22 protein-coding genes are annotated in these 24,560 nt (G+C 32.3%); 14 read left to right on the forward strand and 8 right to left on the reverse strand.

Features of this window, described 5'->3' with window-relative positions; translation table 11 throughout:
* Positions 1 to 29: 29 nt before the first annotated feature.
* The 4 genes from J418_RS0106295 to J418_RS0106310 all read right to left on the reverse strand — a co-directional run bounded on the left by J418_RS0106295 (position 30) and on the right by J418_RS0106310 (position 4,185).
* Positions 30 to 908, reverse strand: a complete 879-nt coding sequence (locus tag J418_RS0106295; protein WP_017895124.1) for a YitT family protein — start codon at positions 906 to 908, stop codon at positions 30 to 32.
* 261 nt (positions 909 to 1,169) lie between these two features.
* Entirely contained in the window at positions 1,170 to 1,664 is a 495-nt protein-coding gene (locus J418_RS0106300; RefSeq protein ID WP_017895125.1) for a DUF2798 domain-containing protein, read from the reverse strand.
* Between the two features lie 304 nt (positions 1,665 to 1,968).
* Positions 1,969 to 3,306: a 6-phospho-alpha-glucosidase gene (locus J418_RS0106305; protein ID WP_017895126.1), complete on the reverse strand. Its 1,338-nt coding sequence runs from the start codon at positions 3,304 to 3,306 to the stop codon at positions 1,969 to 1,971.
* 165 nt (positions 3,307 to 3,471) lie between these two features.
* Positions 3,472 to 4,185 (reverse strand): MurR/RpiR family transcriptional regulator, encoded by a 714-nt coding sequence (locus J418_RS0106310; protein WP_017895127.1) that lies wholly within the window; start codon positions 4,183 to 4,185, stop codon positions 3,472 to 3,474.
* 344 nt (positions 4,186 to 4,529) lie between these two features.
* Between J418_RS0106310 and licT the strand changes: the two genes are divergently transcribed.
* The 3 genes from licT to J418_RS0106325 all read left to right on the forward strand — a co-directional run bounded on the left by licT (position 4,530) and on the right by J418_RS0106325 (position 9,457).
* A complete protein-coding gene (gene licT / locus J418_RS0106315) occupies positions 4,530 to 5,357 on the forward strand; it encodes a BglG family transcription antiterminator LicT (RefSeq protein WP_017895128.1) in 828 nt (275 codons plus the stop codon).
* Positions 5,358 to 5,555: 198 nt separating this feature from the next.
* A complete protein-coding gene (locus J418_RS0106320) occupies positions 5,556 to 7,445 on the forward strand; it encodes a beta-glucoside-specific PTS transporter subunit IIABC (RefSeq protein WP_017895129.1) in 1,890 nt (629 codons plus the stop codon).
* Positions 7,446 to 7,618: 173 nt separating this feature from the next.
* On the forward strand, positions 7,619 to 9,457 hold the full coding sequence (locus J418_RS0106325; protein WP_017895130.1) for an APC family permease: 1,839 nt from the start codon (positions 7,619 to 7,621) through the stop codon (positions 9,455 to 9,457).
* Between the two features lie 78 nt (positions 9,458 to 9,535).
* Here the strand turns inward: J418_RS0106325 and J418_RS0106330 are convergent, their stop codons facing one another.
* Positions 9,536 to 9,766: a DUF1292 domain-containing protein gene (locus tag J418_RS0106330; RefSeq protein ID WP_017895131.1), complete on the reverse strand. Its 231-nt coding sequence runs from the start codon at positions 9,764 to 9,766 to the stop codon at positions 9,536 to 9,538.
* Between the two features lie 705 nt (positions 9,767 to 10,471).
* Between J418_RS0106330 and J418_RS0106335 the strand changes: the two genes are divergently transcribed.
* On the forward strand, positions 10,472 to 10,894 hold the full coding sequence (locus tag J418_RS0106335; protein WP_017895132.1) for a GNAT family N-acetyltransferase: 423 nt from the start codon (positions 10,472 to 10,474) through the stop codon (positions 10,892 to 10,894).
* Here J418_RS0106335 and J418_RS0106340 read toward each other — a convergent pair.
* Positions 10,884 to 12,107 (reverse strand): EAL and HDOD domain-containing protein, encoded by a 1,224-nt coding sequence (locus J418_RS0106340; protein WP_017895133.1) that lies wholly within the window; start codon positions 12,105 to 12,107, stop codon positions 10,884 to 10,886. The genes J418_RS0106335 and J418_RS0106340 overlap by 11 nt on opposite strands.
* A 304-nt stretch (positions 12,108 to 12,411) precedes the next feature.
* Between J418_RS0106340 and J418_RS0106345 the strand changes: the two genes are divergently transcribed.
* The 10 genes from J418_RS0106345 (at position 12,412) to asrC (ending at position 23,657) form a co-directional block, all read left to right on the forward strand.
* Positions 12,412 to 14,127, forward strand: a complete 1,716-nt coding sequence (locus tag J418_RS0106345) for a methyl-accepting chemotaxis protein (RefSeq protein WP_017895134.1) — start codon at positions 12,412 to 12,414, stop codon at positions 14,125 to 14,127.
* A gap of 283 nt (positions 14,128 to 14,410) precedes the next feature.
* The gene (locus tag J418_RS0106350; protein ID WP_017895135.1) at positions 14,411 to 15,715 is read left to right on the forward strand and encodes an MFS transporter; all 1,305 of its coding nucleotides are present in this window, start codon (positions 14,411 to 14,413) and stop codon (positions 15,713 to 15,715) included.
* A gap of 5 nt (positions 15,716 to 15,720) precedes the next feature.
* A complete protein-coding gene (locus J418_RS0106355; RefSeq protein WP_017895136.1) occupies positions 15,721 to 17,793 on the forward strand; it encodes a molybdopterin oxidoreductase family protein in 2,073 nt (690 codons plus the stop codon).
* A gap of 22 nt (positions 17,794 to 17,815) precedes the next feature.
* Complete coding sequence (locus tag J418_RS0106360; protein WP_017895137.1) at positions 17,816 to 19,009, forward strand: molybdopterin molybdotransferase MoeA; 1,194 nt, start codon at positions 17,816 to 17,818, stop codon at positions 19,007 to 19,009.
* A complete protein-coding gene (gene mobB, locus J418_RS0106365; RefSeq protein ID WP_017895138.1) occupies positions 18,987 to 19,529 on the forward strand; it encodes a molybdopterin-guanine dinucleotide biosynthesis protein B in 543 nt (180 codons plus the stop codon). Before J418_RS0106360 ends, mobB begins: the two co-directional genes overlap by 23 nt.
* The gene (locus J418_RS0106370; RefSeq protein ID WP_017752895.1) at positions 19,516 to 20,115 is read left to right on the forward strand and encodes a molybdenum cofactor guanylyltransferase; all 600 of its coding nucleotides are present in this window, start codon (positions 19,516 to 19,518) and stop codon (positions 20,113 to 20,115) included. Before mobB ends, J418_RS0106370 begins: the two co-directional genes overlap by 14 nt.
* Positions 20,116 to 20,127: 12 nt before the next feature.
* The gene (locus J418_RS0106375) at positions 20,128 to 20,808 is read left to right on the forward strand and encodes a Crp/Fnr family transcriptional regulator (protein ID WP_017895140.1); all 681 of its coding nucleotides are present in this window, start codon (positions 20,128 to 20,130) and stop codon (positions 20,806 to 20,808) included.
* Between the two features lie 86 nt (positions 20,809 to 20,894).
* The gene (gene asrA, locus J418_RS0106380; RefSeq protein ID WP_017895141.1) at positions 20,895 to 21,878 is read left to right on the forward strand and encodes an anaerobic sulfite reductase subunit AsrA; all 984 of its coding nucleotides are present in this window, start codon (positions 20,895 to 20,897) and stop codon (positions 21,876 to 21,878) included.
* A 23-nt stretch (positions 21,879 to 21,901) separates the two neighbouring features.
* Entirely contained in the window at positions 21,902 to 22,693 is a 792-nt protein-coding gene (gene asrB, locus J418_RS0106385; protein WP_017895142.1) for an anaerobic sulfite reductase subunit AsrB, read from the forward strand.
* A gap of 16 nt (positions 22,694 to 22,709) precedes the next feature.
* Positions 22,710 to 23,657 (forward strand): sulfite reductase subunit C, encoded by a 948-nt coding sequence (gene asrC, locus J418_RS0106390; RefSeq protein ID WP_017895143.1) that lies wholly within the window; start codon positions 22,710 to 22,712, stop codon positions 23,655 to 23,657.
* A 36-nt stretch (positions 23,658 to 23,693) separates the two neighbouring features.
* Here asrC and J418_RS16065 read toward each other — a convergent pair whose 3' ends face one another.
* Both J418_RS16065 and J418_RS0106400 read right to left on the reverse strand, forming a co-directional pair.
* Positions 23,694 to 23,885: a DNA/RNA helicase domain-containing protein gene (locus tag J418_RS16065; protein WP_335617648.1), complete on the reverse strand. Its 192-nt coding sequence runs from the start codon at positions 23,883 to 23,885 to the stop codon at positions 23,694 to 23,696.
* Positions 23,886 to 24,172: 287 nt separating this feature from the next.
* Positions 24,173 to 24,439, reverse strand: coding sequence for a TIGR04076 family protein (locus tag J418_RS0106400; RefSeq protein WP_017752888.1), 267 nt, complete (start codon positions 24,437 to 24,439; stop codon positions 24,173 to 24,175).
* Between the last annotated feature and the right edge of the window lie 121 nt (positions 24,440 to 24,560).

Here is a 24,560-nt window from a genome sequence, read left to right on the forward strand (position 1 = left end):
AATACTTTAGTGATGGATTGTATTTCCCATTAATTTTTAGGCTTTCTGCTTAGATTAAATCCCTGTCCTAAAACCTCGTGAGTATCACTTATTATTATAAATGCTCCCGGATCAATATTTTTAACTAAATCCTTAAATTTATTAACTTCTGATTGATCCATTACAACAACTAAAACTGTAAGTTTTCTATCTGTATAGCCTCCAAAACCAGATAATTTTGTAATTCCTCTGTCCAAATTTTTTAGTATAGCATCTTTAATGATTTCCGATTTGTCGGATATTACAAATGCAACTTTTGATCCGCTGAAGCCCAATTGTATCATATCAATGGATTTGCTTGTTATGAATAAAGTTATAATTGCATAAAGAGCCTTTTCGATGTCAAAAACATACGCTGAAGCAATGACAACAAATCCGTCTATAATACCCTGGCAATTTCCTATACTTAATGGTGTATATTTGTTGACAATTTTGGCTATTATTGATGTACCTCCAGTTGAAGCATGTCCTTTAAAAACTAATCCAAGTCCTATTCCAGAAATTATACCGCCGTATATACATCCAAGAAATGGACTTAAAGTAATTGCTTTTAAATTTGATGTCAATAGTATAAATAAAGGCAAAATTAAAGAACCTAAAATCGTATTTACTGTAAATCTTTTCCCAAGTATAATTAATCCGATAAGAAATAAAGGTATGTTTGCACACCATTGTACAACTGCAGGCTCTATTCCAAATAAACGATTTATAAGCAAAGATAAACCTACTATTCCACCTGAGGCTATATTATTGGGCTTGAGAAATAAATTAAATGCTAGAGCAATTAGTATGCAGCCAATTATTACTTGTAAATATTGAATTATGTAATAATATATAATATTTTTTTTTATAACAAAACTTTTAAGCATTCAAGAAGCCTCCTAAATTAGTAGTTTTATATTTATATTGTATCATTATGTATAAAAGCTATCTATAACAAAATCAATATATGTGAAGTGACAAATGACGATGTAACTTCTGTTTTAAATTTAGTTTTCCACTAATAATACATTGGTTTGTAAAATTAGTATATTTATAAAGGGAATGGAATCAATAAAAAAATGGATAAATATTATATAAAAGATTTATCCATACTTATTATTATTATATAATTGTGAAAATTCTTTATTTTATGCGCTTAATGTAACATTATCCACATCATTTTTATGCATTGTTTTTATTACAGTTCTTGCAATAGGTTGCACAATGAGTAATTCCAAAAATATAACTAAACAAAAGTTACGTGGCCAGCAAATTGGGAAATTTTTAAGGACCTCAATATTTAACCCACTTGCCAAACTTCCACCTACATTTGTCATGATAATTGACATACCAATAACGGTAAAAAATGTCCTGAACAGAATATGAGCATTTAAGCTGTCTGTTGGTGCAGTAAAAACATTCATCAGTTTATTGGCTATTTTACCTACAATAAAAGTTTCAATTATCATTGCAATTATAAAAACTAATGGAAATACTTTTAGTGATGTAATTATAGCTTTTCCTGATACTCCACCCATATTAATACAAATGTTTATAGTTGCCATGAAAATACAGGTCAATGCACATATAATACTACCATACAGTAAACCTTCTTTGCCATTTCTAGGCATACATTTTTCCATAATATCCTCCTTTGCTTTTATTAAACTAAAAAATGAGTTATATCTACAACAGGCGGTGTGCCCTACAGGTATGCCTCACTGACTAATAGTATATCATAAATATTTTAATTGATGTAATACCCTAATTTTAATTTTTTTAAATAAATTTTAAACTTTCAAAAGAAATTACAAATAATTCTGTCAATTAAAAAATCTATGAAGAGGATTAAGAAAGTAATTATCAATTCACACAATAAAACAGCCTTCTATGATATTTTTATTTCATCATAGAAGGCTGTTTCTTATGGTATTTTATAGCCACATTTTATTTTAATTCATTCCAATAATCCTTGTTTGCTTCCATTAAATCAGACAACAATTCCTTTGCAACATCCGTATTCACAACAGTACGATTTAATACAAGGGCTTGAAGAGCCTTTTTATAACTTCCTTCAAGACATGCATCGACTGTCAGCTTTTCATAAGCATATTGATTTTCTATCAAGCCTTTATAGAAACTTGGAATCTTTCCTACTGTCAAAGTCTCAACTCCATTGCTTCCTATGCGGCAAGGTAACTCAACCATTGCTTCAGAATCAATATTTTCAATAGTGCCCTTGTTTTCAGTAATAGTTAAAAATATCTCTTTTGTATTGTTTGCAAGGGCAGTTGCCAAATCCACTATATATTCTGCATGGCATCCTACATCGCTTGTAAGTTCAAATTCAGTTCCTTTCATCTTTCCAAGGGAGATGATTTTTTCCATTTTTTCATAGGTTTCTTTTTCGTTTCCGTCCATAACCTCATTTGCTCTTGTGTAGTTTGGATCTTCTTTTTCAAACATCTTCTTTGGATACAGATAGTATTGCAAATAAGTATTTGGAAGATATTCATCATAGTCATTTATCATCTGACTCATGAAGTGGAAAGTTGCCTTCCATGAAGGTTCCTGGAAAAGAGGTTCTGTTTGAACATCTACTGGTTTCTTCAATATTTCTCTAAGTTTTGGAAGATAATCTTCTCCTGTTTTCTTGTCTAGAATATGAGTAAACCAACCAAAATGATTTAATCCAAAATATTTAGGTTCCAAATCTCTTCTCTTCATTCCAAGAACAGCAGCATACATGTCCATAATTGCAATTGGCATATCACATATATTTATGATTCTATAATCATCAGGAAATACTCTCTTAGTTGCTTCTGCTACTATAGCAGCTGGATTTGAGTAGTTTAAAATCCAGCACTCTGGAGAATATTTGCGGATTGACTTGATTATGTCAATTACTGCAGGAACACTTCTCATTCCATATGCAAATCCACCAGGGCCGCAGGTTTCCTGTCCCAGGCATCCATGTTTTATGGAAATTTTTTCATCTTTTTCACGCATTTTCATTCTTCCTGCACGAATCTGCATTAGTGCAAAATCTATATCTTTAAAAGCTTCTTCCGGATCAGTTGTATAAACAAGTTCTTCCAACTCTGGGTAGTACTCTTTAAATAGAATCTTTGAATACTTTCCAACAATCTCCTGTCTTTCACTTTCATTATCATACAATACAATTTTTTTAAGTGGAAATCTTTCTTTGTGGTTGCATAGCATAGCTAGCATATCTGGTGTATAACGACTTCCTCCGCCTACGATACAAATTGAATATTTTTTCATTTTGATTCCCCCTAAATTAAAATAAATTTTCTGTTCCACTTCCTTATGACTCTATTATATTTTTTTAAGATTATTATTCAATAGGTTTTGGACTTTAATGAAATTGTTTACCAACAATAAAAATTTTCACTAACTAAAACAAGAAATGATGCAAATCTCTTTACATCATTTCTCATAATTAGTATTTTGTTCACTTTTCAAGTATTTCTCTGAATATCTGCTTAAAACAAATTCAAATAAAATAATCAAATTTGCCGTAAATAAATTTGGCTTGTAATCTTCTATAGATGACCTATTCCCGGATACTACAATAGTAGAATTTGCAAGTTCTCCAAGAAGTGAATTCTGATTTGCTGTTAAGGCAATGACATTAAAATCATTGTCAATAGCAATTTTAATCTTGTCTATAACTGTTGAATTATTCCCAGAATATGACATAAACATATATAATCCCGGATTCTTTACGTGAAATGCCTGGGAATGATAACTGCTGGAAGCATTAAAACCAAAAATAAGCAATTTCTGGAGATAATAATCTCTTGCAGTATCACATATTCCAAGAGAATCTATATATATTTTGGAGTTTCGGTAATTCCAAAGCAGATCACAAAGTGTATTGACATAATTTTGAGACCTGTCATTTTGAAAAATTTGTTTTACATCAGAATAATCAGCGGAAAATGGTTTTTTACTTGACGCCAGTGTTACATAGTACATTTCGCTGTATCCGCTAAATCCAAGTTTCTTTGCCAATTTGACAATGGTTCCTTTAGAAACAAAGCAATCCTTTGCTATAGTTTCTATGTTTACTCTTTTATTTTTACCAATATAATAATTGATTCTATTTAAAATAGTATTTTCTAGATCTGTGAAGTTCATGTTATTATGCACCAAACCAACCTGCCTCTCTGATTTGTTATACTATTATTTTAGGCATTAATAAAAAAAATAACAAGGTAATGTCAGTAAAATAGATAAAAATGTATCTATGTATATGTTTTTGAGAAAGTATAGTTATTTTCAATGAAATTTGAGTTGACAAAATCCAAATAGGAATATATAATTTAATTACTGTCTAAACGGTTACAAAATAATATCGAGATTGTTACTGATTCGATCAGGCGAAACCTTAATTGATGAGATGAGAAATTTTGTCTCTTTTCATTAAATTGGGGTTTTTATTGTCTAAAATTCAGTAATATATGCAGATAGGAGGGATGGAAATGATAATAAAAAAGATATTCAACAACAATGCCATAGTAGTTAAGGATTCAGATAAACATGAATATGTAGTTATGGGCTGTGGAATTGCATTTAAAAAAAGTCCAGGAGAAAAAGTTGATGAAAGCTTGATAGAAAAAACTTTTATTCTTAAACAAAAAGATGCATCTGAAAAATTTAAACTGCTGTTAGAAGACATTCCTTCAGAATATGTTTCTCTATGTTATGATATTATTGAATATGCTAAAAATATATTGGATGTTGAGTTAAATGATTATATATATGTTACATTTACAGATCACATTAACAATGCCATAAAACTGTTTGATTCTGGAATCAGTACTTCGAATCCACTGATCTGGGAAATAAAAAAGTTTTATCCAAAAGAATTCAAGGTAGGGTTAAAGGCTCTTGAATTTATTGAAGATGAACTTGGAAAACAACTGCCCGAAGATGAAGCTGCCAATATTGCACTTCATTTAATAAATGCACAGGGGAATGTTTCAAATAATAAAATAGATATTACAAGGCAGACAAAAATGGTAAGGGACATTTTGAATATTGTTAAATATACGTATAATATTGTTTTAGATGAAAAATCCATTAATTATGAGAGGTTTGTAACTCATTTGAGATTTTTCTTTCAAAGGCTTGGTCAGAAAGAAAGAGAAGATTCAGAGGATGACTTCCTGTTGAGACAGGTTAAGGCAAAGTACAAGAAGGCTTACAACTGTATGTTGAGGATACAGAAATATTTGGAAATAAGTCTGTCTAGTGAGGAGCAGCTATATCTAACTGTTCACATTCAGAGAGTGACTCAGAGAAATTAAAAAGTATAAAAAGGTATTGACAATTAATAAAAGACAAGTTATTATTTAAGCATAGATAATCGTTTACAAATAAATATTGAGATTGTTACTGATTCGATCAGGCGAGACCTTAATTAATGAGAAAAAATCATTTGTATTTTTTCTGATTGGTTGGGGTCTTTATTATTTAAAAATAATAAAAAAGGAGAGAGATGAAAAATGAAGTATGAAAAATTAGCTAAACACATTATTGAAAATGTTGGTGGAAAAGAAAATATAAATGATGTATTTCACTGTATTACACGACTGCGCTTTAAATTGAAGGATGAAAGCAAGGCCAATACTGAAGTTCTAAAAAATATGGATGGTATTGTAACCGTTGTTAAAAACAGTGGACAATATCAAGTAGTTATTGGAAACCATGTAGGAGATGTATTCGAGGATATAATTAAGGTCAGTGGTTTTCAAGGATCTTCAGCCGAAGAATCCAAAGAAAAATCAGGAATATTCAACAAATTTATTGATGTTATATCAGGAATATTTTCACCAGTTTTAGGAATGTTATGTGCATCAGGTATTATTAAAGGACTTACATCACTTCTTGTTGCTTTGAATTTAATTGAAAATACCTCTGGAACTTATTATATTTTGTATGGAATAGGAGATGCATTATTTTACTTCTTCCCGGTTGTATTGGGATATACATCTGCAAAGAAATTCAAGCTTAATGAATTTGTGGGTATGATAATAGGTGCAGTTCTTGTCTATCCTTCAATAGTTAATTTGACAACAACCAAACCAATATATACTTTGTTTAGCGGCACTGTAATTCAATCTCCTGTATACATGACTTTTTTAGGTATTCCAGTTGTATTGATGACTTATTCATCAAGTGTTATTCCTATTATACTGTCAACATATGTAGGGTCCAAGATAGAAAAATTATTCAGGAAAGTAGTACCGGATGTAGTTAAATCATTTATGGTTCCAGTCTGCACTTTGTTAGTTACGGTTCCGCTGGTATTTATAGTTATTGGTCCTCTGGCAACCTGGGCAGGAAAATTAATCGGAGCTGGAACACTTGCTGTTTACAGTTTGAGTCCCGTTGTTGAAGGAGTACTTTTAGGTGCTACATGGCAGGTATTTGTAATATTTGGAGTACATTGGGGATTGCTTTCAATATTATTCAATAATATAGGGGTACTTAAATATGATGCGGTTATTTCACCATTCTTTGCAGCCTCTTTTGCACAAATAGGTGTAGTACTCGCAGTTATGCTCAGGACTAAGAACAGCAAATTAAAATCACTGGCAGTACCAGCATTTATTTCAGGACTCTTTGGTATTACTGAACCGGCTATTTATGGTGTTACACTGCCTCGTAAGAAACCATTTATAATAAGTTGTATAGGTGCTGCAATAGGTGGAGCTGTAATGGGATTAATGGGAAGCAAGGCTTATATGCTGCCTGTAGGTATACTTGGAATAACTGGATATATTGGTCCACAGGGATTCAACAGAGAATTTTATGGTGTAATCATGGCTATTTTAATAAGTTTTGTATCTAGTTTTCTAATAATGTTTGCTATAGGAGTTCGTGATGAGGACACTCAAGTGGAGGCAACAAAGTCAAAGAAAGAAAATTCATCTTCGAAACAGGAAATATTAAACAGTCCATTAAAAGGTGCAGTTAAAGCACTGGCAGAAGTTAAAGATGAAGCTTTTTCAAAAGGTGCATTAGGAGATGGAATTGCTATTGAGCCAACGGAAGGTAAAGTAGTTTCTCCTGTGGATGGTATTATAACAACATTGTTTCCAACCGGACATGCTATAGGGATAACAAGCGATAATGGTGTGGAGATACTTATTCATATAGGTATGGATACAGTTGAACTGGAAGGAAAACATTTTACTCCTAAAGTAAAACAAGGGGATAGAATAAAAAGAGGTCAGGAATTACTTGAATTTGATATTAAAGCTATAGAAGAAGAAGGATATTCTATAATAACTCCAGTAGTAATAACAAATTCCAGTACCTATTTAGGTGTTATTGAAACAGACAAGGGCAATATAGATTATAAGGATAGTTTATTGACTGTTATGATATAAAGGGAACTTTGGGAAAACGATTCAAAATAGCTAAAAACAGATATATAGACAATAATTTCATGATAAATAAATTTTCAAGTCCTCAATGATGGTTTTTAAGTAGAATTAAGGTATTTTTTGAAATTGTAGTACAAGTTATCTTGATATATAATCAATCATTAGAGGTGGGACTTATGTTTGATAGTATTAAAAAATTTTTAATTGGAAAATCCCTTAAGACAGAACAGCTTAAATCGCAAAAATTCAATATATTCTGGGGCCTGCCACTTTTGTCCAGTGATGCAATATCTTCAGTAGCATATGCAGGTCAGGAGATACTCTATGTACTTGTTCCTGCAGTAGGATTTATGGCATTTACCGATATGGTACATGCAGTACTTATGGTTATACTCCTGCTGTTCATACTTATATTTTCATATAGACAAGTTATTGACTCCTATCCACAGGGCGGCGGAGCCTATATAGTTGCACAGGACAATCTGGGAGTTACGCCAAGTTTGATAGCAGCAGCGGCTTTGTGTATAGATTATATTTTAACTGTTGCAGTTAGTATTTCAGCTGGTGCCGCTGCAATTACTTCTGCATTTCCAGAGTTACTTCCATATAATGTGGTTATATGTATTTTGCTAATAATTTTAATGACTATAGGCAATCTAAGAGGTATTAGTGAATCTGCAAAAACTTTTGCCATACCTCCATATTTGTTTATTATTATCTTAGTTATAACTATTGTATGTGGATTTGTAAAATACAATATAATGGGGATTCATCCGCAGCCAATTTACAAGATACCAAACTTTACAAATACACTTTCGCTGTTAGTGTTTTTAAAAGCTTTTGCTGCAGGTTGTACAGCACTTACCGGAGTTGAAGCTGTAAGTAATGGAGTACCTAATTTTAAAGAACCGGCGCAGAAAAATGCAAAAATCGTATTGCTGCTTTTAGGTTGCGTTTCACTTGTATTGTTTGGAGGAATTTCATATCTTTCTACAATATACAAGGCTGTTTATAATCCCAATATGACTGTAATTGCACAGCTAGGTATTCAGATATTTGGAAAGGGAGTCATGTTCTATATTATTCAGGCATTTACGGCTTTGATATTGGTTATGGCTGCGAATACTTCATATAATGGATTCCCTATTTTACTTTCAATAATAGCAAGGGATGGATATGTTCCAAGACAATTTTCAAAGAGAGGATCAAGACTTAGCTATTCAAATGGTATAATGTTTTTATCTTTTATAGCTGTGATCCTAATTATATGTTTCAAAGGGGACAACCATAGATTATTGCCACTTTATGCAGTGGGGGTTTTTGTATCATTTACAATTGCACAAACTGGTATGGTTTTGAAGTGGTTCAAGGACAAAAGTGGTTCATGGAAACACAAGGCAGTAATTAATTTAATCGGTGCAATAATTTCATGTGTTACAACTATAGTCCTAGGTGTTACAAAATTCAAGGAAGGTTCATGGATTGTATGTATGTTAATACCGATTTTGGTGTTTATAATGTGGAGAATCAAAGCACACTATAATGTAGTTGCATCTGACTTGAAACTTGACTGGTCCCAAAAGCCAAAGAATATAGATCGCCATAAACAGAGAAATTATATGATAATACCTATTGATTCACTTAACAAATCATTTTTAAAGTCGTATAATTATGCGAGAAATTTTACTGATGATATAATAGTCTTCCATGTATCGGTAAATGAAGAGGCAACTAAAAAATTGCTTTCAGACTGGGAAGAATATGGAATAAAAATTCCTATAGTTGTAAGAAAATCACCTTATAGAAATTTAATAGGTCCTATTATAAAATTTGTAGAATCTGAAGAATTTGAAGTAATGCCTCAAGACACAATAACAGTTGTAATGCCGCAGCTTGTCGTAAAGAGATGGTGGCAAAATATTCTCCATAATCAAACTTCTCTATTTATAAGGAGTACATTATTAAAGAAAAGGAATATAGGATTGATTACATTGCCATATATAATAAGCAAATAAGAAAAGAAATATATTATAAAGTGCTAAAAATCCGCAGCCTTTAAAGGTTACGGGTTTTTTGAAAAACATGTTATTTCCTTAATCCTGATTGTATTTTTCAAGTACTTTCTGGAATTCCTCTCCTGTACCTATTGCAAAATACTGGGTTTCACCATTTTTAGTAATTGACTTGTAGGCAAAAGCTTCATTTGAACCTTTTGGCCCGAGTATTACGTATTCCTGATCATCTACTTTTATAGTGTCTATAAACTCCAACTCCACCTTTTCACCATCTTCATTTTCCACAGTTATCAATTTGCTTGTTTCCATATATACACCACCTCTCATAATTATTATATTTCCTCTAGGGGAGATATTTTATACAAATTTCCATATGCTATTTACATTATATGGAATAAAAAAATAAGCAGCCGGATTGGCTGCTATAAATTTATATCTATTAGGAGGTTTTTTATTTTGAATTACCAGTTGTAATTGCTGCCATCTCAAATGAGTATGGCGCATTAATTATCAGATAGACCTTTGCTATATGAGAAGTTGCAAGGTTCACCATCACAGTTCAAAGCTACATCGTCTCCCTCAGCTGCAAATATAACATTTTCATGTACTTTTTCTTCTGGTCTTGCATTTTTTTATTTTTCATAATTAATCCCTCTGTTTACTAAATTCAATAACTAATAACTACTATTTATTAATTATTATTATAGCATACAAATGAAAATAATCAATACCTTTTTGGTACAAATTAAAAACTATTTTTAAATCTGTTTTAAAGAGGGTAGGCGATTATATATTAATTGTTCAATAGACCAATATAATAAATTTAAAGTATGTCACATATATGTGTCCGTCTATTAGGCGGACATTTTTAAAATTTGTTTTTATAATAGACGGACACACAAACGCATATACCTTTATACTTTGTCGAATTTTGCTATAATAATTTAAATTTGCACGTTACACGGGGTAATGTTATATAATACAAGTATTTTAAAAATGAAAAGAGGATAAAAAATGAATCTAAAAATTCAATATAATTGTTCAAATGTTGATTGGAATCGTGTATCTAAAATTTTGGAAGAAGTAAATATGGCTTATTTTGATCCAGAAATACATAAAAAGGCATTTCAAAATAGTCATACAGTTGTATTTGTTTATCATAGCGATAAATTGATTGGTTTTGGACGTGTAATTTCAGATGGAGTATACCAGGCGGCAATCTACGATGTGGCAGTACTGCCTGAATATCAAGGAAAACATGTAGGTAGTACAATTATAAAGAGTATTATAAAGAAAATTCCATACTGCAATTTTATACTATATGCTTCACCGGGGAAAGAGAAATTTTATGAAAAAATGAATTTCAAGAAAATGAAAACGGGAATGGCTCTATTCAATGATGTAGAGAAAATGCAATCAAAAGGCTTTACAAAGTGACCTCATCCACCCATTGAATAGATTCCATATAACAGTTTTGTAAATCTCTATAATTGAGATTAAAATAAGAAGATGCCATAAGCATACTTTTATTTAAATTGCCAGTTCTAAAAGAGATTACTATGTCAAGCATTTTGCTGTAATAATTTGATTCTCTGCCTGTCAATGCATATTTGACATCATCTGAAATCATAAGTTCATCTAATACTTTGGATAATGGCATTTGGAGGATTACGTCCATAAGGGACATTATACCCATTAGATAGAAATTAGAGGAATTTTTATCTAATGAAGATTTTTTAGCCAACTTTTCTAAAAATTCAGCTCTTAATAGGGATTCCAGCATAACTATTTGTGGCCTGTTGCTGCATATAGGCTTCATACATATAAAGTAAAGCCACCTTTTTATCTCACTTTCCCCTAACAAAGATACAGCATGATTTATTGATTTAATCTTATTTTTAAAATAATATTTTGCCGAATTTATCAGTTTTAATATTTCGTAGGACATTGATATATCTTTTTTTATCAAGTCCTGAATATTTTCCAGAGAAAATTCTTTAGAACTAAGTTCCTTTATAAGCTTCAGATAAATAAGTTTATTACCTTCTAGTTTTTTTCCTTTAACTATTTGAGGTTTGCTAAAATAATATCCTTGAAAATAGGAATAACCCAAAGATAAAGCCTCATTAAACTCCTCTAAAGTTTCAACTTTTTCAGCTAAAAATTTTAAATGTGGGTTTATATTTCTTGCTATATCTATTATTTCTTTTCTTTTGTTCCCTTTAGTTAAAATAAAATCTACTTTTATAATATCCGCAAGTTTAACAAGTTCTATATATGAGTCATCAAATATGAAGTCATCCAAAGCAATTGTAAAACCATTTTTCTTTAAAATTTTACATGAATTAACGACGGATTCACTTGGAACAATATCTTCTAAAAGTTCTATTACAATATTTTCAGATGGAATTAGAGAGTATAAATCTGATTTTAAAATATTTTCAGTAAAATTTATAAAGGCTTTTTTATGTCCAACGATTTTTTCCATACCAATATTGATTAAAATATTTTGCATAACTTTAATAGTGGCCTCATCACCATCGTTAAATTTATATGTATTACCTGTGCCGCTATTTCTAAATAAGATTTCATAGCTTATTATTTTGCCGTACTTATCAAGAATTGGCTGACGTGCTAAAAAAATATCCATAATACCATTCTTCCTTTTAACAAATAATATTTCATAATAAATATTATTATATAATATATTGTATTTTTCAAGTGCTTAAGATATAATAACATTATACACTTTTTAAACGAATAATATTGATTACTAACATTGTCGATGTTATAATTTATCTGTTAATAACTTAACAAGTTTTATGTGCTCTCCTGGCGGGGTTAAATTTACCGCAATTGGGAGGCTATTTTAAAGTAATTAAATTTTTCAAGTAAATGTGTGCATTTATTAATTCTGTTTATAAAACTTAAACATGTATTGGGGAGGTTATATTGTGAAGTCCATCAGTAATATGAAAGTAAAAAAATTGTTAGTGCTAAGTTTTTGTGTAGTAGCTGCATTTATTGTAATAGTAGGTGCAATAGGTATTATAGATATTGGGAGAGTAAATTCATCTTCCCAAAAACTATATAATGAAAATTTGCTTGATATTAGAAATCTTAATAAATTAGATAGCAATACTTTAAATGCCAGATTGGATATAATAAATTTGGTGGAAAGCCATAATAAAAATGGAACTCAAAAGACAATACAGCAGTTGGATTCATATATGAAGCAAAATAACAATATATTGGATTCATACAAAAAAACCAATTCAGATTCTGATCAGAAGGATATGATTTCACAACTTGAGAATAATTTAGCTGCATACAGAAATAGTATCAATGATATTTTTGATGCAATGTCTGCAGGAAAGTATGACGATGCCATGAATTTAAATAGAAAGTCAGCAAGTTATAGAGAAAAGGTGACATCTACGATAGAAGACCTGGTTAAGGTGGAATCACAAAAGTCCATTGACAGAAATAATAACAGCAATTCCATATTTAAATCAGCTTTTTTTACTATAATGATACTCACCATAATTGGATTTGCTATTGCAATACTATTGGGCAATTTCCTTTCTCGTATTACAGGTAAAGTACTTGATGAAATTTTAGCATTTACAAATTCTATGAGTGATGGGGATTTGACCAAATCCTTGAATATTTCAAGCACAAATGAGTTTGGTATAATAGCCAATGGATTAAACAATGCAAATAAAAGTATAAATAATCTTATTAGTGAAGTAACGAAAACCATAAAAGATATAAATGATTCCAGTCAGGATTTATCTGCTACAACTCAGGAAATATCATCAATGATGTCCTCCGTAAATGAGTCGACAGGGCAAATAGCTGATGGATCACAAAATTTAAGCAGTATTACAGAAGAAATAAGTGCATCATCAGAGGAAATGGAATCAAATACAAGTGAACTTTCAGGAAAAGCTGATGAGGCTGCAAAATCATCTGTTGAAATAAAAAACCGTGCTGTAAAAATAAAGCAGAAAGCTTCCAAAAGCATAGAAGAGAGTACATCTGTATATGAAGAAAAGAACAATAGAATTTTAAAGGCTATTGAAGCTGGAAAGGTAGTCTCAGAAGTAAAGACAATGGCAGCTTCCATTGGAAATATAGCCGAGCAGACCAATCTTCTTGCATTAAATGCAGCTATTGAAGCAGCAAGAGCTGGTGAGCAGGGAAAAGGATTTTCCGTAGTTGCAGATGAAGTTAGAAAACTTGCGGAAGAATCATCGAATGCCGTTGAAAATATAAACAAAATGGTACTGGCTGTAGAAGCAGCTTTTAAGAATTTATCTGACAGCAGCAAAGAAGTGCTTGAATACATAGCAAATAGTGTCAAACCGGATTATCAGTTCCTTATGGATACGGGAATTCAGTATGAGAAGGATTCTGAATTTATAAATAATATATCCAATCAAATAGACATCTCTTCAAAACAGATGCACGAAGCTGTATCCCAGGTAAGTACTGCCATACAGAATGCAGCATCTACAGCAGGGGAATCCGCTTCAGGTTCTGAAGAGATACTTGGAAGTGTAGGCGAAGTTACAAAAGCCGTTGAAGGAATTTCAGAGTCTTCTCAAAGACAGGCTGAAATGGCAGAAAAACTTTCTGATTTGATAAGTAAATTCAAAATAAATTAAACTTGGTGTAAAGTGCAATATATTATAGATATAGGGATGGCTCAAATATTATTTTGGGTCATCCTTTTTTTATTCAACTGTTATTTATCATTTCAAAATCTTTTTATGATACATAAAATATTGAAAAATATACACATAGATAATTCAGAGATTATCATTATAACGCGATAAAATATAAAATATTGATAATATTTTAAATAAATCGTGATATATATCACAGTTAAAAGCAGCCAACTATGATATTATTGTAACAATAAATTTTATAGATGGAGGTTTTGGCATTATGAATGATTTGTATTTAAAAGGAAATTCAAAGCAAGGGCTTACAGGAGCTACTTTAGGATTCTTTATAGGTTTTGCAGCAGTAGCACTTTATGGCTCCACTGCGGCACTTTTTAAAAATAGTTTTTCAGGAGTCAGCCCTATTCTGCTTGCACTTCTTGTAGCAGCACCGTCTTTATCAGGTTCTCTCCTTAGAATACCATTTGCTGCCTGGGTGGATACCACAGGTGGAAGGAAACCATTTATCGTACTATTGGTGCTTTCTATAATTGGAATGTTTGGGTTATACGTTGTCATGGCATTTTTTAGGCAGAATCTAAGTGAATATTACTGGGTTCTCTTTATTCTTGCACTCCTGTCAGGCTGTGGCATAGCTACATTTTCTGTAGGTGTAAGCCAGGCATCTTACTGGTTTCCACAGGACAAGCAGGGATCTGCACTTGGAATCTATGCAGGTGTAGGAAATATAGCACCTGGAATATTCATGATTATAGTTCCCAATATAGCAATTCCACTTTGGGGATTATCAGGCTCATATCTTGCATGGCTTATTTTTCTAGTTATAGGAACTATAATTTATATATTTATAGGTCAGAATGCATGGTATTTTCAGCTTATGGATAAAGGCATTAAGAAAGATGAAGCAAGAAAAATAGCAAATGAAAAATATGGACAGGAACTCTTTCCCAATGATAAGGCGAGTGAAAGCCTGGTTTTGTCAGCTGGAATGTGGAAAACATGGGCACTTGTAATTATATATTTTACTACCTTTGGAGGGTTCATGGCACTTACAAGTTGGCTTCCTACTTATTGGACAGGATTTTTTAAATTGAGCATAAAATATGCAGGACTTCTTACTGCACTTTATTCAATAGTAACTTCCATAACAAGAGCATGTACAGGTAAAATAGCAGACTCATATGGAGGAGAAAGAACAGCTGCCATTGCTCTATTTATATCAATATTAGGTACATTATGCATGGTGTTCAGTTCATCAATTCCTTTATCTGTTGTAGGAATATTGCTTCTGGCTGTAGGCATGGGAGCTGTAAATGCTGCAGTATTCAAGATAGTACCAAGAGCTATACCTAAGGCAATTGGAGGAGCATCTGGATGGATAGGTGGAATAGGTGCATTTGGAGGATTTTTAATACCGCCTTTAATGGCATCTTTTATAGATAAATCAAATAAAAGCCTTGTAGGTTATTCAAGAGGATTTATAATTTTTATAATATTGATAATAATTTCCTCTATAATACTTGGTTTGATTTCAAAAGATAGAAAGTGTGAAGAGGCAGTGAGGTGAGATAAATGGAGATAAAACAGTCCACTTGTAATTATTGTTCTCTAGCCTGTAATCTGGAATTTTATGTAGAAGATAATATGATTAAAAAAATATTGCCTAAAAAAGATTACCCTGTGAATGGAAAATTCACCTGTTTAAAAGGTATAAATCTTGATAAACAGTGCAGTAGATATGGAAAAGATAAACTACCTGTGCTGAAAGACAAATATGGAAATAAAAGGGCTATTTCATGGAATGAGGCCTTTGAATTATTTGCAGATAAAATGCGGTACATACAAAATAAATACGGAGTTGAAAGTGCTGCATATATAAGCACAGGCCAGATAACTACAGAAGAACTTGCACTTTTGGGACTTGTAGGCAGAATACACATGGGCATAAATGGAGATGGCAATACAAGGCTTTGCATGGCTTCTACAGTTATGGCGTATAAACAGAGTTTTGGATTTGACGCTCCTCCCTATACATTAAAGGATCTTGAAACTTCAGATACACTTGTATTTATAGGAGCAAACCCCGCTATTGCCCATCCTGTAGCCTGGTCTAGAGTCAAAAAAAATAAATCTGCCAGTATAGTGGTCATAGATCCAAGAGAATCAGAGACAGCACAAAATGCGGATATTTGGCTGGATATAATTCCAAAGTCAGATATTTATCTTTTGTATACACTTGCCAATGTGCTTATAGAAAACAACTGGATTGACAGAGAATATATAGATAATTATACTATGGATTTTGATGGATTTAGAGACCACGTAAAAAAGTATAATATTGCAAGTGTGGAGAAAAATACCGGTATATCGAGTGAAAGAGTGCTTGAACTTGCGCAGTTGATTCACAATGGAAAGAGAGTGTCATTTTGGTGGACCATGGGTGTAAACCAGGGGTATCAGGCTGTAAGAACTGCACAGGCAATTATAAACATTGCAGTTATGACTGGGAATATTGGAAGAGAGGGAACAGGACCAAATTCATTAACTGGACAGTGCAATGCAATGGGATCTAGAATGTTCAGCAATACCACGGCCCTTTATGGAGGAAGGAACTTTGACAATCCTAAACACCGAAGGGATACAGCTGAAATTCTTGGAGTGGATGAAGAAAAGATTCCTAAAAAGCCTACTATACCCTACAGTGAAATAATAAACAGGATAGATAGGGGTGAGATAAAATCACTTTGGGTTATTGCCACCAATCCCAGGCATTCATGGGCCAACAACAAGGAATTTGAAAATGCAGTAAAAAAACTGGACTTTTTTGTAGTACAGGATCTCTATGGAGATACAGACAGTTCAAAAATATGTGACCTGTTTCTTCCTTCCGTTCCACTTACAAAAAAGCAAGGATCCATTATAAATACTGAGAGAAGATTGTCGGCAGTAGTACCTGTAATTGATATGGGAAAAGATGAGATGAGTGACTATGATATATTCCTGGGAATAGGGAGAGCTCTTGGAATGAAACAAGAACTTGAAAAGTGGAAAACCCCACTTGACGCATTTAATACCATAAAAGAACTCAGCAGGGGAATGCCCTGTGATATAACAGGCATAGATTATGAAATGCTTGTAAACTCCAAAGGGATACAATGGCCTTTTAAAAGTGGGGACAAATTACTTCAAGATGAAAGAAGACTTTTTGAGGACAATATATACTTTACCCAAAACGGAAGGATGAAGTTCATATATGAGAATGTAATGGAAAATCCGTGTCCGGTCGATTCAAAATTTCCATATATATTGAATACGGGCAGAATATCCGTAGGCCAGTGGCATACTCAGAGCAGAACAAGAGAAATAAATTCAGGAAATTCTTCAATTGTTAAAGCAGCATATGTAATACTCAATGTGAAATTGGCTGAAACACTTGGCATAGAAGAAGGTGACAATGTAATAATTTCATCTATAAATGGAAACAACAGTAAATTCAAGGCGAGATTAAGTAGTATGATTAAAGAAAACCAACTGTATGCGCCTCTGCACTATATAGAGACAAATGTACTTTCTGTTTCAGTATTTGATACCTATTCAAAAGAACCTTCTTATAAATATATACCTGTAAATTTAGAGAAAATCTAAATAAAGGGAAAGGAGTATATATATGATTGACAAACAGGATGCAGTTAGGATTATTGTTCAGGAAACCAATCAGATGAAAATTGAAAATAGAGATATAGTTTCCTGTTTGGGCAAAGTACTGGCAGAAGATATATATTCAAGAGATAATTTGCCCAATTTCGACAAGTCCGCTATGGATGGATATGCAATTCGAAGCAGTGATAGTGAAAGAAAGTTATTTAAAATAAAAGGCATAATAAGAGCAGGAGATACCAACAAGTATGAACTGAAAAGTGGAGAAACATACAAGATTATGACAGGAGCGGCTTTGCCATTTGGAGCAGATGCAGTTATCGAGAAAGAAAAAGTCCATGTGGAAAATGGATGTATTTTTATAGAAAACAATGTTAAAAAGTACAATAATACAATCAAATATGGAGAAGAAATTAGAAAAGGTGATCTGGCACTTGAAAGAGGTACAGCTATAAGACCCGCAGAAATAGGATTCATGGCATCACTTGGATACAGTTCTGTCAATATATATGGAAGCCCAAAGATTGCAATATTGCTTACCGGGGATGAACTTGTTGATATAGAGTCAAGTCTTACTCATGGAAAAATAAGAAATTCTAACGGATATTCTTTAAAAGCCATGATAGATAATGTATCGGCAGTTGCAATATCCTATGGTATTATACCAGACGATAAAAAAATAATAAAGTTTAAAATTGAAGATGCACTAAAGAGGGCAGATATAGTAATAATATCTGGAGGAGCTTCTGCAGGTGACTATGATTTTGTAGAAGATGTGCTTGAGGAAATAGGAGCTCATGTTAAATTTTCGGGGGTGGCGGTAAAGCCTGGAAAGCCAGTTACATTTGCCGAATATCATAATAAACTTATATTTTCACTTCCGGGCAATCCACTGTCACTTATAAACAGTTTTGAAGAATTTGTAAAACCAGCAATATATAAAATGATGGGAAGAGGTTCCCAGAATCACAGTGAATTTCCTGTAATTTTAAGAGATGATTTTCATGGAAAAATCGGAAGGGAAAAGAATATATACGTCAAAATAGTAAAGCATGGTGAAAAATATTATGCATTTCAGACAGGTTCTCAATGTTCAAATACGCTTTATACTTTAACTAGGTCAAATGGTGTTGTAATAGTACCAAAAGATTATGGAAGTGTAAAGGCAGGGAGTGTTTTAAATGGAAAATTCATATTTAGGTAATCTTAATACCAAGAGAAAACCTGCAGTAATTTCCATAATTGCTGCAGGTTCCAACTCCGGTAAGACCACACTTATTGAAAAACTTGTGAAAATTTTAAAAGATAGAAATTATAGAGTTGGAGTTTTGAAACATGGAACTCATGAATTTGAGATAGATAAAGAGGGCAAAGACACTTATAGATTTACCAGAGCAGGTGCAGACAACGTAATAATATCAAATTCCAGTAAAATGGCGATAATGAAGGTTTTACCTCAAGAACTGGATATTGAGGAAGTCTTGAGATTATTCAATGATATTGATATTGTATTTATAGAAGGTTTCAGGGAAAATAAATACCCTAAAATAGAAGTACACAGAAGTAAAATAAATGATGAATTGCTCTACCAAAATTCAAAAAGAGTTGACCCCGAAAAATATATTGGGATAGCAAGTGATGAACCTTTAGATATGCCTATTCCGGTTTTTAATTTGAATGATGCTTGCTCCATAGCAGATTTTATTGAAAATGGATACATTTAAAACAGCAGTAATTCTGGCTGGCGGCATGAGTTCCAGGATGGGATTTGACAAACAGCTTCTAAAGATAGGCGGAAGATATGTAATGGATATGTTGATATCCAATCTTAAAATGGAATTTGAAGAAATAATAATATCCGCCAATAAATTTTATGGAGAATACAGCGGATGTAAATTGGCTTTTGATAAGCTCAGAACAGGTGGACCCCTTGCAGGTATTCATTCAGCACTCTATGAAAGTTCAAGTAGATACGTGTATTTTATTTCATGTGATATGCCTAATATAAATTTGGATTATATAAGATTTATGAAAAATTGTATAAAGGACATTAATGTAGATGCATGTGTTACTAAAGGATTTGAAGGCAGGGAATACATTGAGCCATTTAATGGGTTTTATTCAAAAAATCTAGTGGGATATATAGAGAAAATGTTAAAACAGGATAAAAGGTCTGTGAAGGAACTTATAAAAACCGTAAATACATTTTATATAAAAAAGGATATTATAGCAAGGTATGATCCAGGGATGGATATGTTTTTCAATATCAATACAAAAGAGGATATGTACAGATTATTATGTTTACGTTAGAGAGATGAGGAAATGATTAAAGTTACTTATGATGATTTAAAAATATTTGAGGACATGGATGAATCTACATTGAATATTCTTCAACAAAAATGCTTTAAAAGAAAATTGAAAAAAGGTGATGCACTGTTTTATGAAAAAGACAGGATAGATGAAATATATATAGTGATATATGGAAAGGTAACTGTATACAGGATATCTGAAAATGGACAGAAAAGAATTATCTATATTCTTGACAATGGAAATTTGATAAATGAGGACATATTTGGGAATGCATCCGTATCTGTAAGCTGTGAAGCATTTGAAGACAGTTGGGTACTGTGTATCTCAAAACAGGATATTGTCGAGATTATGGCTAAAGATTGCAAATTTTCAAGTCTAGTATTAACCTCAATGTCCAAAAAGATAAGAAGACTCTACAGGCAGTTGAAAAATGCAGTTCCAATACGAATGGACAAAAAACTGGCTGCCAAGCTATGGAAATTGTCGAGGGATTATGGTGTAGAAGTTGAAGGTGGAGTTTTAATAGATCTGGATATAAGCATAACCTATCTGGCAGATATGCTTGGAAGTACAAGAGAAACTATATCAAGATGTATAAGTGACTTTAAGAAGAAAAATATGGTTGAATTTCACGATAAGAAGATAATAATTCCAGATGTTCACATGCTGTCTTCCTATTTTAGAGGAATTTAAAAGATAATTACAGAGTGTGATTTGTGTCATATCCATATTTTCGAGTTTGTAGTATATTTAATATAATTTTAAATAGGAGGTGTGATATGGGGTATAGTACAACTACTGAAAAGTTTGATGAATTTTTAAATAGTATAGGTGGAGAATATAATATTTATGCTCCAGTAGATATGGAAGGTATGGGAAGATTTTCTGATACTGATTCAGTTAGATATGAAAAGATAAAATCCATTGCAGACATAGAGTTTGTCAGAAAATCTGACTTTTCGCCAAAGGAAGTACTTCTTCCAATTACTCAGACACTTTTTTATTTTACTGAAGATAGTGTAAAGGAACCTAAAATCAGTGACAAAAAGATACTTTTATTTTTGAGAAGCTGTGATATTCATGCAATTAAAAGATTGGATCAAATCTATTTGAAAAGTGGTTTTGAAGATATATATTATAAAGAATTAAGGCAAAAAGTCAAACTTGTCCTTATGGAATGCGAGCATAGTTTTGAAAACTGTTTTTGTACAAGTATGAACAGTAATAAAACTGATGAATACAATATGTTTGTAAGGTACAGAGATGGAAAAGTATTCGTAGAGTGCAGGGATGAATGTTTTGGTAAATATTTTGAGAATACTGAAACATGTGACCTGAAACCTAAATTTGTTGAGGAAAATGATATAAATGTAAATGTTCCTGAAAATGTGGATGAGAGTATAATAAAAAGTCCGGTATGGAAGGAATATTCATCAAGGTGTATAGCCTGTGGGCGATGCAATGTAGTATGTGGAACCTGTACATGCTTCTCAATGCAGGACATTTTCTACAGCGAAAATAAAAATGCAGGAGAAAGAAGAAGGGTATGGAGTTCATGTGAAGTGGATGGATATACGGATATAGCTGGTGGACACAGTTTCAGGCAGGACAAGGGAGATAGAATGAGATTTAAAGTACTGCATAAAATTTCTCATTTCAAGAAAAGATTTGGATATGATATGTGTGTTGGATGTGGAAGATGTGATGATGTCTGTCCGGAATATATATCTTTTTCCAATTGCATAAACAAATTATCGCAATAATACAGGTTATGGAGGTGGAACAAGTGGAAAATGTATATTTGCCGGAAGTGAGCAAAATAATTGATATAAAAAAGCATACGGATATTGATTATACTTTTAGAATGGAGTTTAGAGGTGAAGTAAAACCTGGACAGTTTTTTGAAGTGTCAATTCCAAAATACGGTGAAGCTCCTATATCTGTCTGTGGAATAGGAAATGGATATGTGGATTTGACAATAAGACGTGTTGGAGTAGTTACTGATATTATTCACACATTTTCAACAGGTCAGAAACTTTTTATGAGAGGGCCTTATGGGAATGGATTTGATGTGGATATATATATAAACAAGGAACTTGTTATAGCTGCAGGAGGAACAGGAGTTGCACCTGTAAAAGCCATCATAGATCATTTTTCCAACAATAGAGGAGAAGTTAAAAATCTCAATGTTCTAATGGGATTTAAATCACCGGAAGATATTCTTTTTAAAGATGATATAGAAAGATGGAAAAAGAATTTGAATGTGACTCTAACTGTAGACAAGGCCAGTGAAAACTACAGTGGCAATACAGGATTGATTACAAATTATATTGCAGATATTAAAATTGAAAATCTTGAAAAAGCGCAGGCTATTGTGGTAGGTCCTCCTATAATGATGAAATTTACCATTCAGGAACTTTTGAAAAGAGGAATCAGAGAGGAAAATCTATGGGTTTCATATGAGAGAAAAATGTGCTGTGGCATAGGAAAATGTGGACACTGTAGAATGAATGATACTTATATATGTTTAGATGGACCTGTGTTTAATTATACGAAGGCCAAACATCTTATAGATTAGAACAGGAGGTGTAAATGTGGATATCAATACAAAACAGCTTAAGAAAAATGCTTTTAGGATAACCAAGGAAAGAGGAAAGACAGCTATAAGAATAAGAGTTCCGGGAGGATATCTTAAGGCTGAATACCTTACTGTACTTCAAAAGGTAGCAGGGCAATATGGAAATGGTACACTTCACATGACGACAAGGCAGGGATTTGAAATACCAGGCATTGATATGAAAAATATTCCTGTAATAAACAAGATTATACAGCCTGTTATTGAAGGTCTTGAAATAAATCAGAAAAGTCCTGACACTGGATATCCTGCTTCAGGTACTAGAAATGTATGTGCCTGTATAGGAAACAGGGTTTGTACTTTTGCAAACTATGATACTACTGCGTTTGCGAAAAAAATAGAAAAGGCAATATTTCCAAATGACAGACATGTAAAAATAGCTCTGACAGGTTGTCCTAATGACTGTATAAAGTCAAGAATGCATGATTTTGGAATTATGGGAATGACGGAACCACAGTATGACAGTTATAGATGTATAGGTTGCAAGGCATGTGTGAACAATTGCAGAAAGAGATCTGCAGATGCACTGATATTTAAGAATTTCAAGGTTATAAGAGATCCTGAAAAATGTATAGGTTGTGGTGAATGTATAGGAAAATGTCCAACAGGTGCATGGACAAGAAGCAGTGAAAAATATTACAATCTTTTTATAATGGGAAGAACGGGAAAGAAAAATCCAAGGCTTTCTCAAAATTTCATAAAGTGGATAGATGAAGAGAGTATTATAAAAATAATATTGAATACCTATGACTATATAGAAGATTATATAGATGAAAATGCTCCAGGTGGAAAAGAGCATATAGGTTATATTGTAGATAGGACCGGTTATCAAAAGTTTAAAGAGTATGCACTAAAAGATGTAAAGCTGGGACCAAAAGCTCAAGTAAAACAGAATATAAACTGGTAGTATGGACAAGTATGGGGTCAGGTCCCCAATACTTATTTAGCCAAGGGACAGTAATTTTTTCCTTAGCTTTTTATCTGCTGCGTAAATGTACATGCCTTTTCTTCCACGTGTCATAAGTACATTTATGGAGTTTAATATGATTCTGGACTTGGCTTCATCTGGAGAGTCTATATTGGGGCTCCCCATATATGCGAGCCTATCTTCATATCTGTCTGAAAAAACAATTATTTCATCTCTTTATTGAGCTTAAAAGGAGTCTCTTCCCAGTTCCTGAGTTCCCCTTAATTAAAAATATAGCATGTTCATCATTTTGGTGGCTATAGCAGAATCTGAATATGGATTCTTTTAGTTTTCCTGTTCTTCTGTTAATTTTTTATATGGATCTAATTTGTATATTGAATTATTTGCGCCCATTGAGTCGTATCTCTTTTCCAATTTCAAGCCATTATAGTAAAACTATCATAACATATAAAGGCAGGATGCTGGTAACATCCTGCAGATACAATCCAATTAGGCTAGTCTTCCTTTTTTATCTCAAAGACAACTGGTTCACAGTAGTCGGGACATTGAACTATAAATTTATCTCCAAATCCAACCTGTTGGGGAGTTACGCCCTTCCTAGCAGCAAATACAAATGGAAAAAATGACTGAAGTGCCATAACACAAACTTTTTTTGTTTTCTCCATGTCTATAAGTGCATCTTTTATATATATTTTATCTCCAGGTTTGTAATGATCACATTTGGATTCCAAAACCTCTATTACAACATTTTCACTTTTCATAATTACACATCCTCTTTTCAAATTTTCATTTATGAGGCAAATTATAAATTAAATTTTTATTATAGTCAATATAATTTGATTCATATTTAGATATATTGGCTATTTTTTTTATTAATTTGTT

This window comes from Clostridium tyrobutyricum DSM 2637 = ATCC 25755 = JCM 11008 (assembly GCF_000359585.1).
In the GTDB taxonomy this organism is placed as follows: Bacteria; Bacillota; Clostridia; order Clostridiales; family Clostridiaceae; genus Clostridium_B; species Clostridium_B tyrobutyricum.

Excerpts from the sequence above, each read along its gene's own strand:
- J418_RS0106370 (WP_017752895.1), top strand. The coding sequence starts at position 19,516 with ATGGATACATTTAAAACAGCAGTAATTCTGGCTGGCGGCATGAGTTCC.
- J418_RS0106360 (WP_017895137.1), top strand. The coding sequence starts at position 17,816 with ATGATTGACAAACAGGATGCAGTTAGGATTATTGTTCAGGAAACCAAT.
- J418_RS0106295 (WP_017895124.1), bottom strand. The coding sequence starts at position 908 with ATGCTTAAAAGTTTTGTTATAAAAAAAAATATTATATATTATTACATA.
- J418_RS0106340 (WP_017895133.1), bottom strand. The coding sequence starts at position 12,107 with ATGGATATTTTTTTAGCACGTCAGCCAATTCTTGATAAGTACGGCAAA.
- J418_RS0106310 (WP_017895127.1), bottom strand. The coding sequence starts at position 4,185 with ATGAACTTCACAGATCTAGAAAATACTATTTTAAATAGAATCAATTAT.
- J418_RS0106335 (WP_017895132.1), top strand. The coding sequence starts at position 10,472 with ATGAATCTAAAAATTCAATATAATTGTTCAAATGTTGATTGGAATCGT.
- J418_RS0106355 (WP_017895136.1), top strand. The coding sequence starts at position 15,721 with ATGGAGATAAAACAGTCCACTTGTAATTATTGTTCTCTAGCCTGTAAT.
- asrA (WP_017895141.1), top strand. The coding sequence starts at position 20,895 with ATGGGGTATAGTACAACTACTGAAAAGTTTGATGAATTTTTAAATAGT.
- J418_RS0106375 (WP_017895140.1), top strand. The coding sequence starts at position 20,128 with ATGATTAAAGTTACTTATGATGATTTAAAAATATTTGAGGACATGGAT.
- J418_RS0106325 (WP_017895130.1), top strand. The coding sequence starts at position 7,619 with ATGTTTGATAGTATTAAAAAATTTTTAATTGGAAAATCCCTTAAGACA.
- J418_RS0106320 (WP_017895129.1), top strand. The coding sequence starts at position 5,556 with ATGAAGTATGAAAAATTAGCTAAACACATTATTGAAAATGTTGGTGGA.
- J418_RS0106330 (WP_017895131.1), bottom strand. The coding sequence starts at position 9,766 with ATGGAAACAAGCAAATTGATAACTGTGGAAAATGAAGATGGTGAAAAG.
- J418_RS0106350 (WP_017895135.1), top strand. The coding sequence starts at position 14,411 with ATGAATGATTTGTATTTAAAAGGAAATTCAAAGCAAGGGCTTACAGGA.
- J418_RS0106305 (WP_017895126.1), bottom strand. The coding sequence starts at position 3,306 with ATGAAAAAATATTCAATTTGTATCGTAGGCGGAGGAAGTCGTTATACA.
- J418_RS0106400 (WP_017752888.1), bottom strand. The coding sequence starts at position 24,439 with ATGAAAAGTGAAAATGTTGTAATAGAGGTTTTGGAATCCAAATGTGAT.
- mobB (WP_017895138.1), top strand. The coding sequence starts at position 18,987 with ATGGAAAATTCATATTTAGGTAATCTTAATACCAAGAGAAAACCTGCA.
- J418_RS0106300 (WP_017895125.1), bottom strand. The coding sequence starts at position 1,664 with ATGGAAAAATGTATGCCTAGAAATGGCAAAGAAGGTTTACTGTATGGT.
- licT (WP_017895128.1), top strand. The coding sequence starts at position 4,530 with ATGATAATAAAAAAGATATTCAACAACAATGCCATAGTAGTTAAGGAT.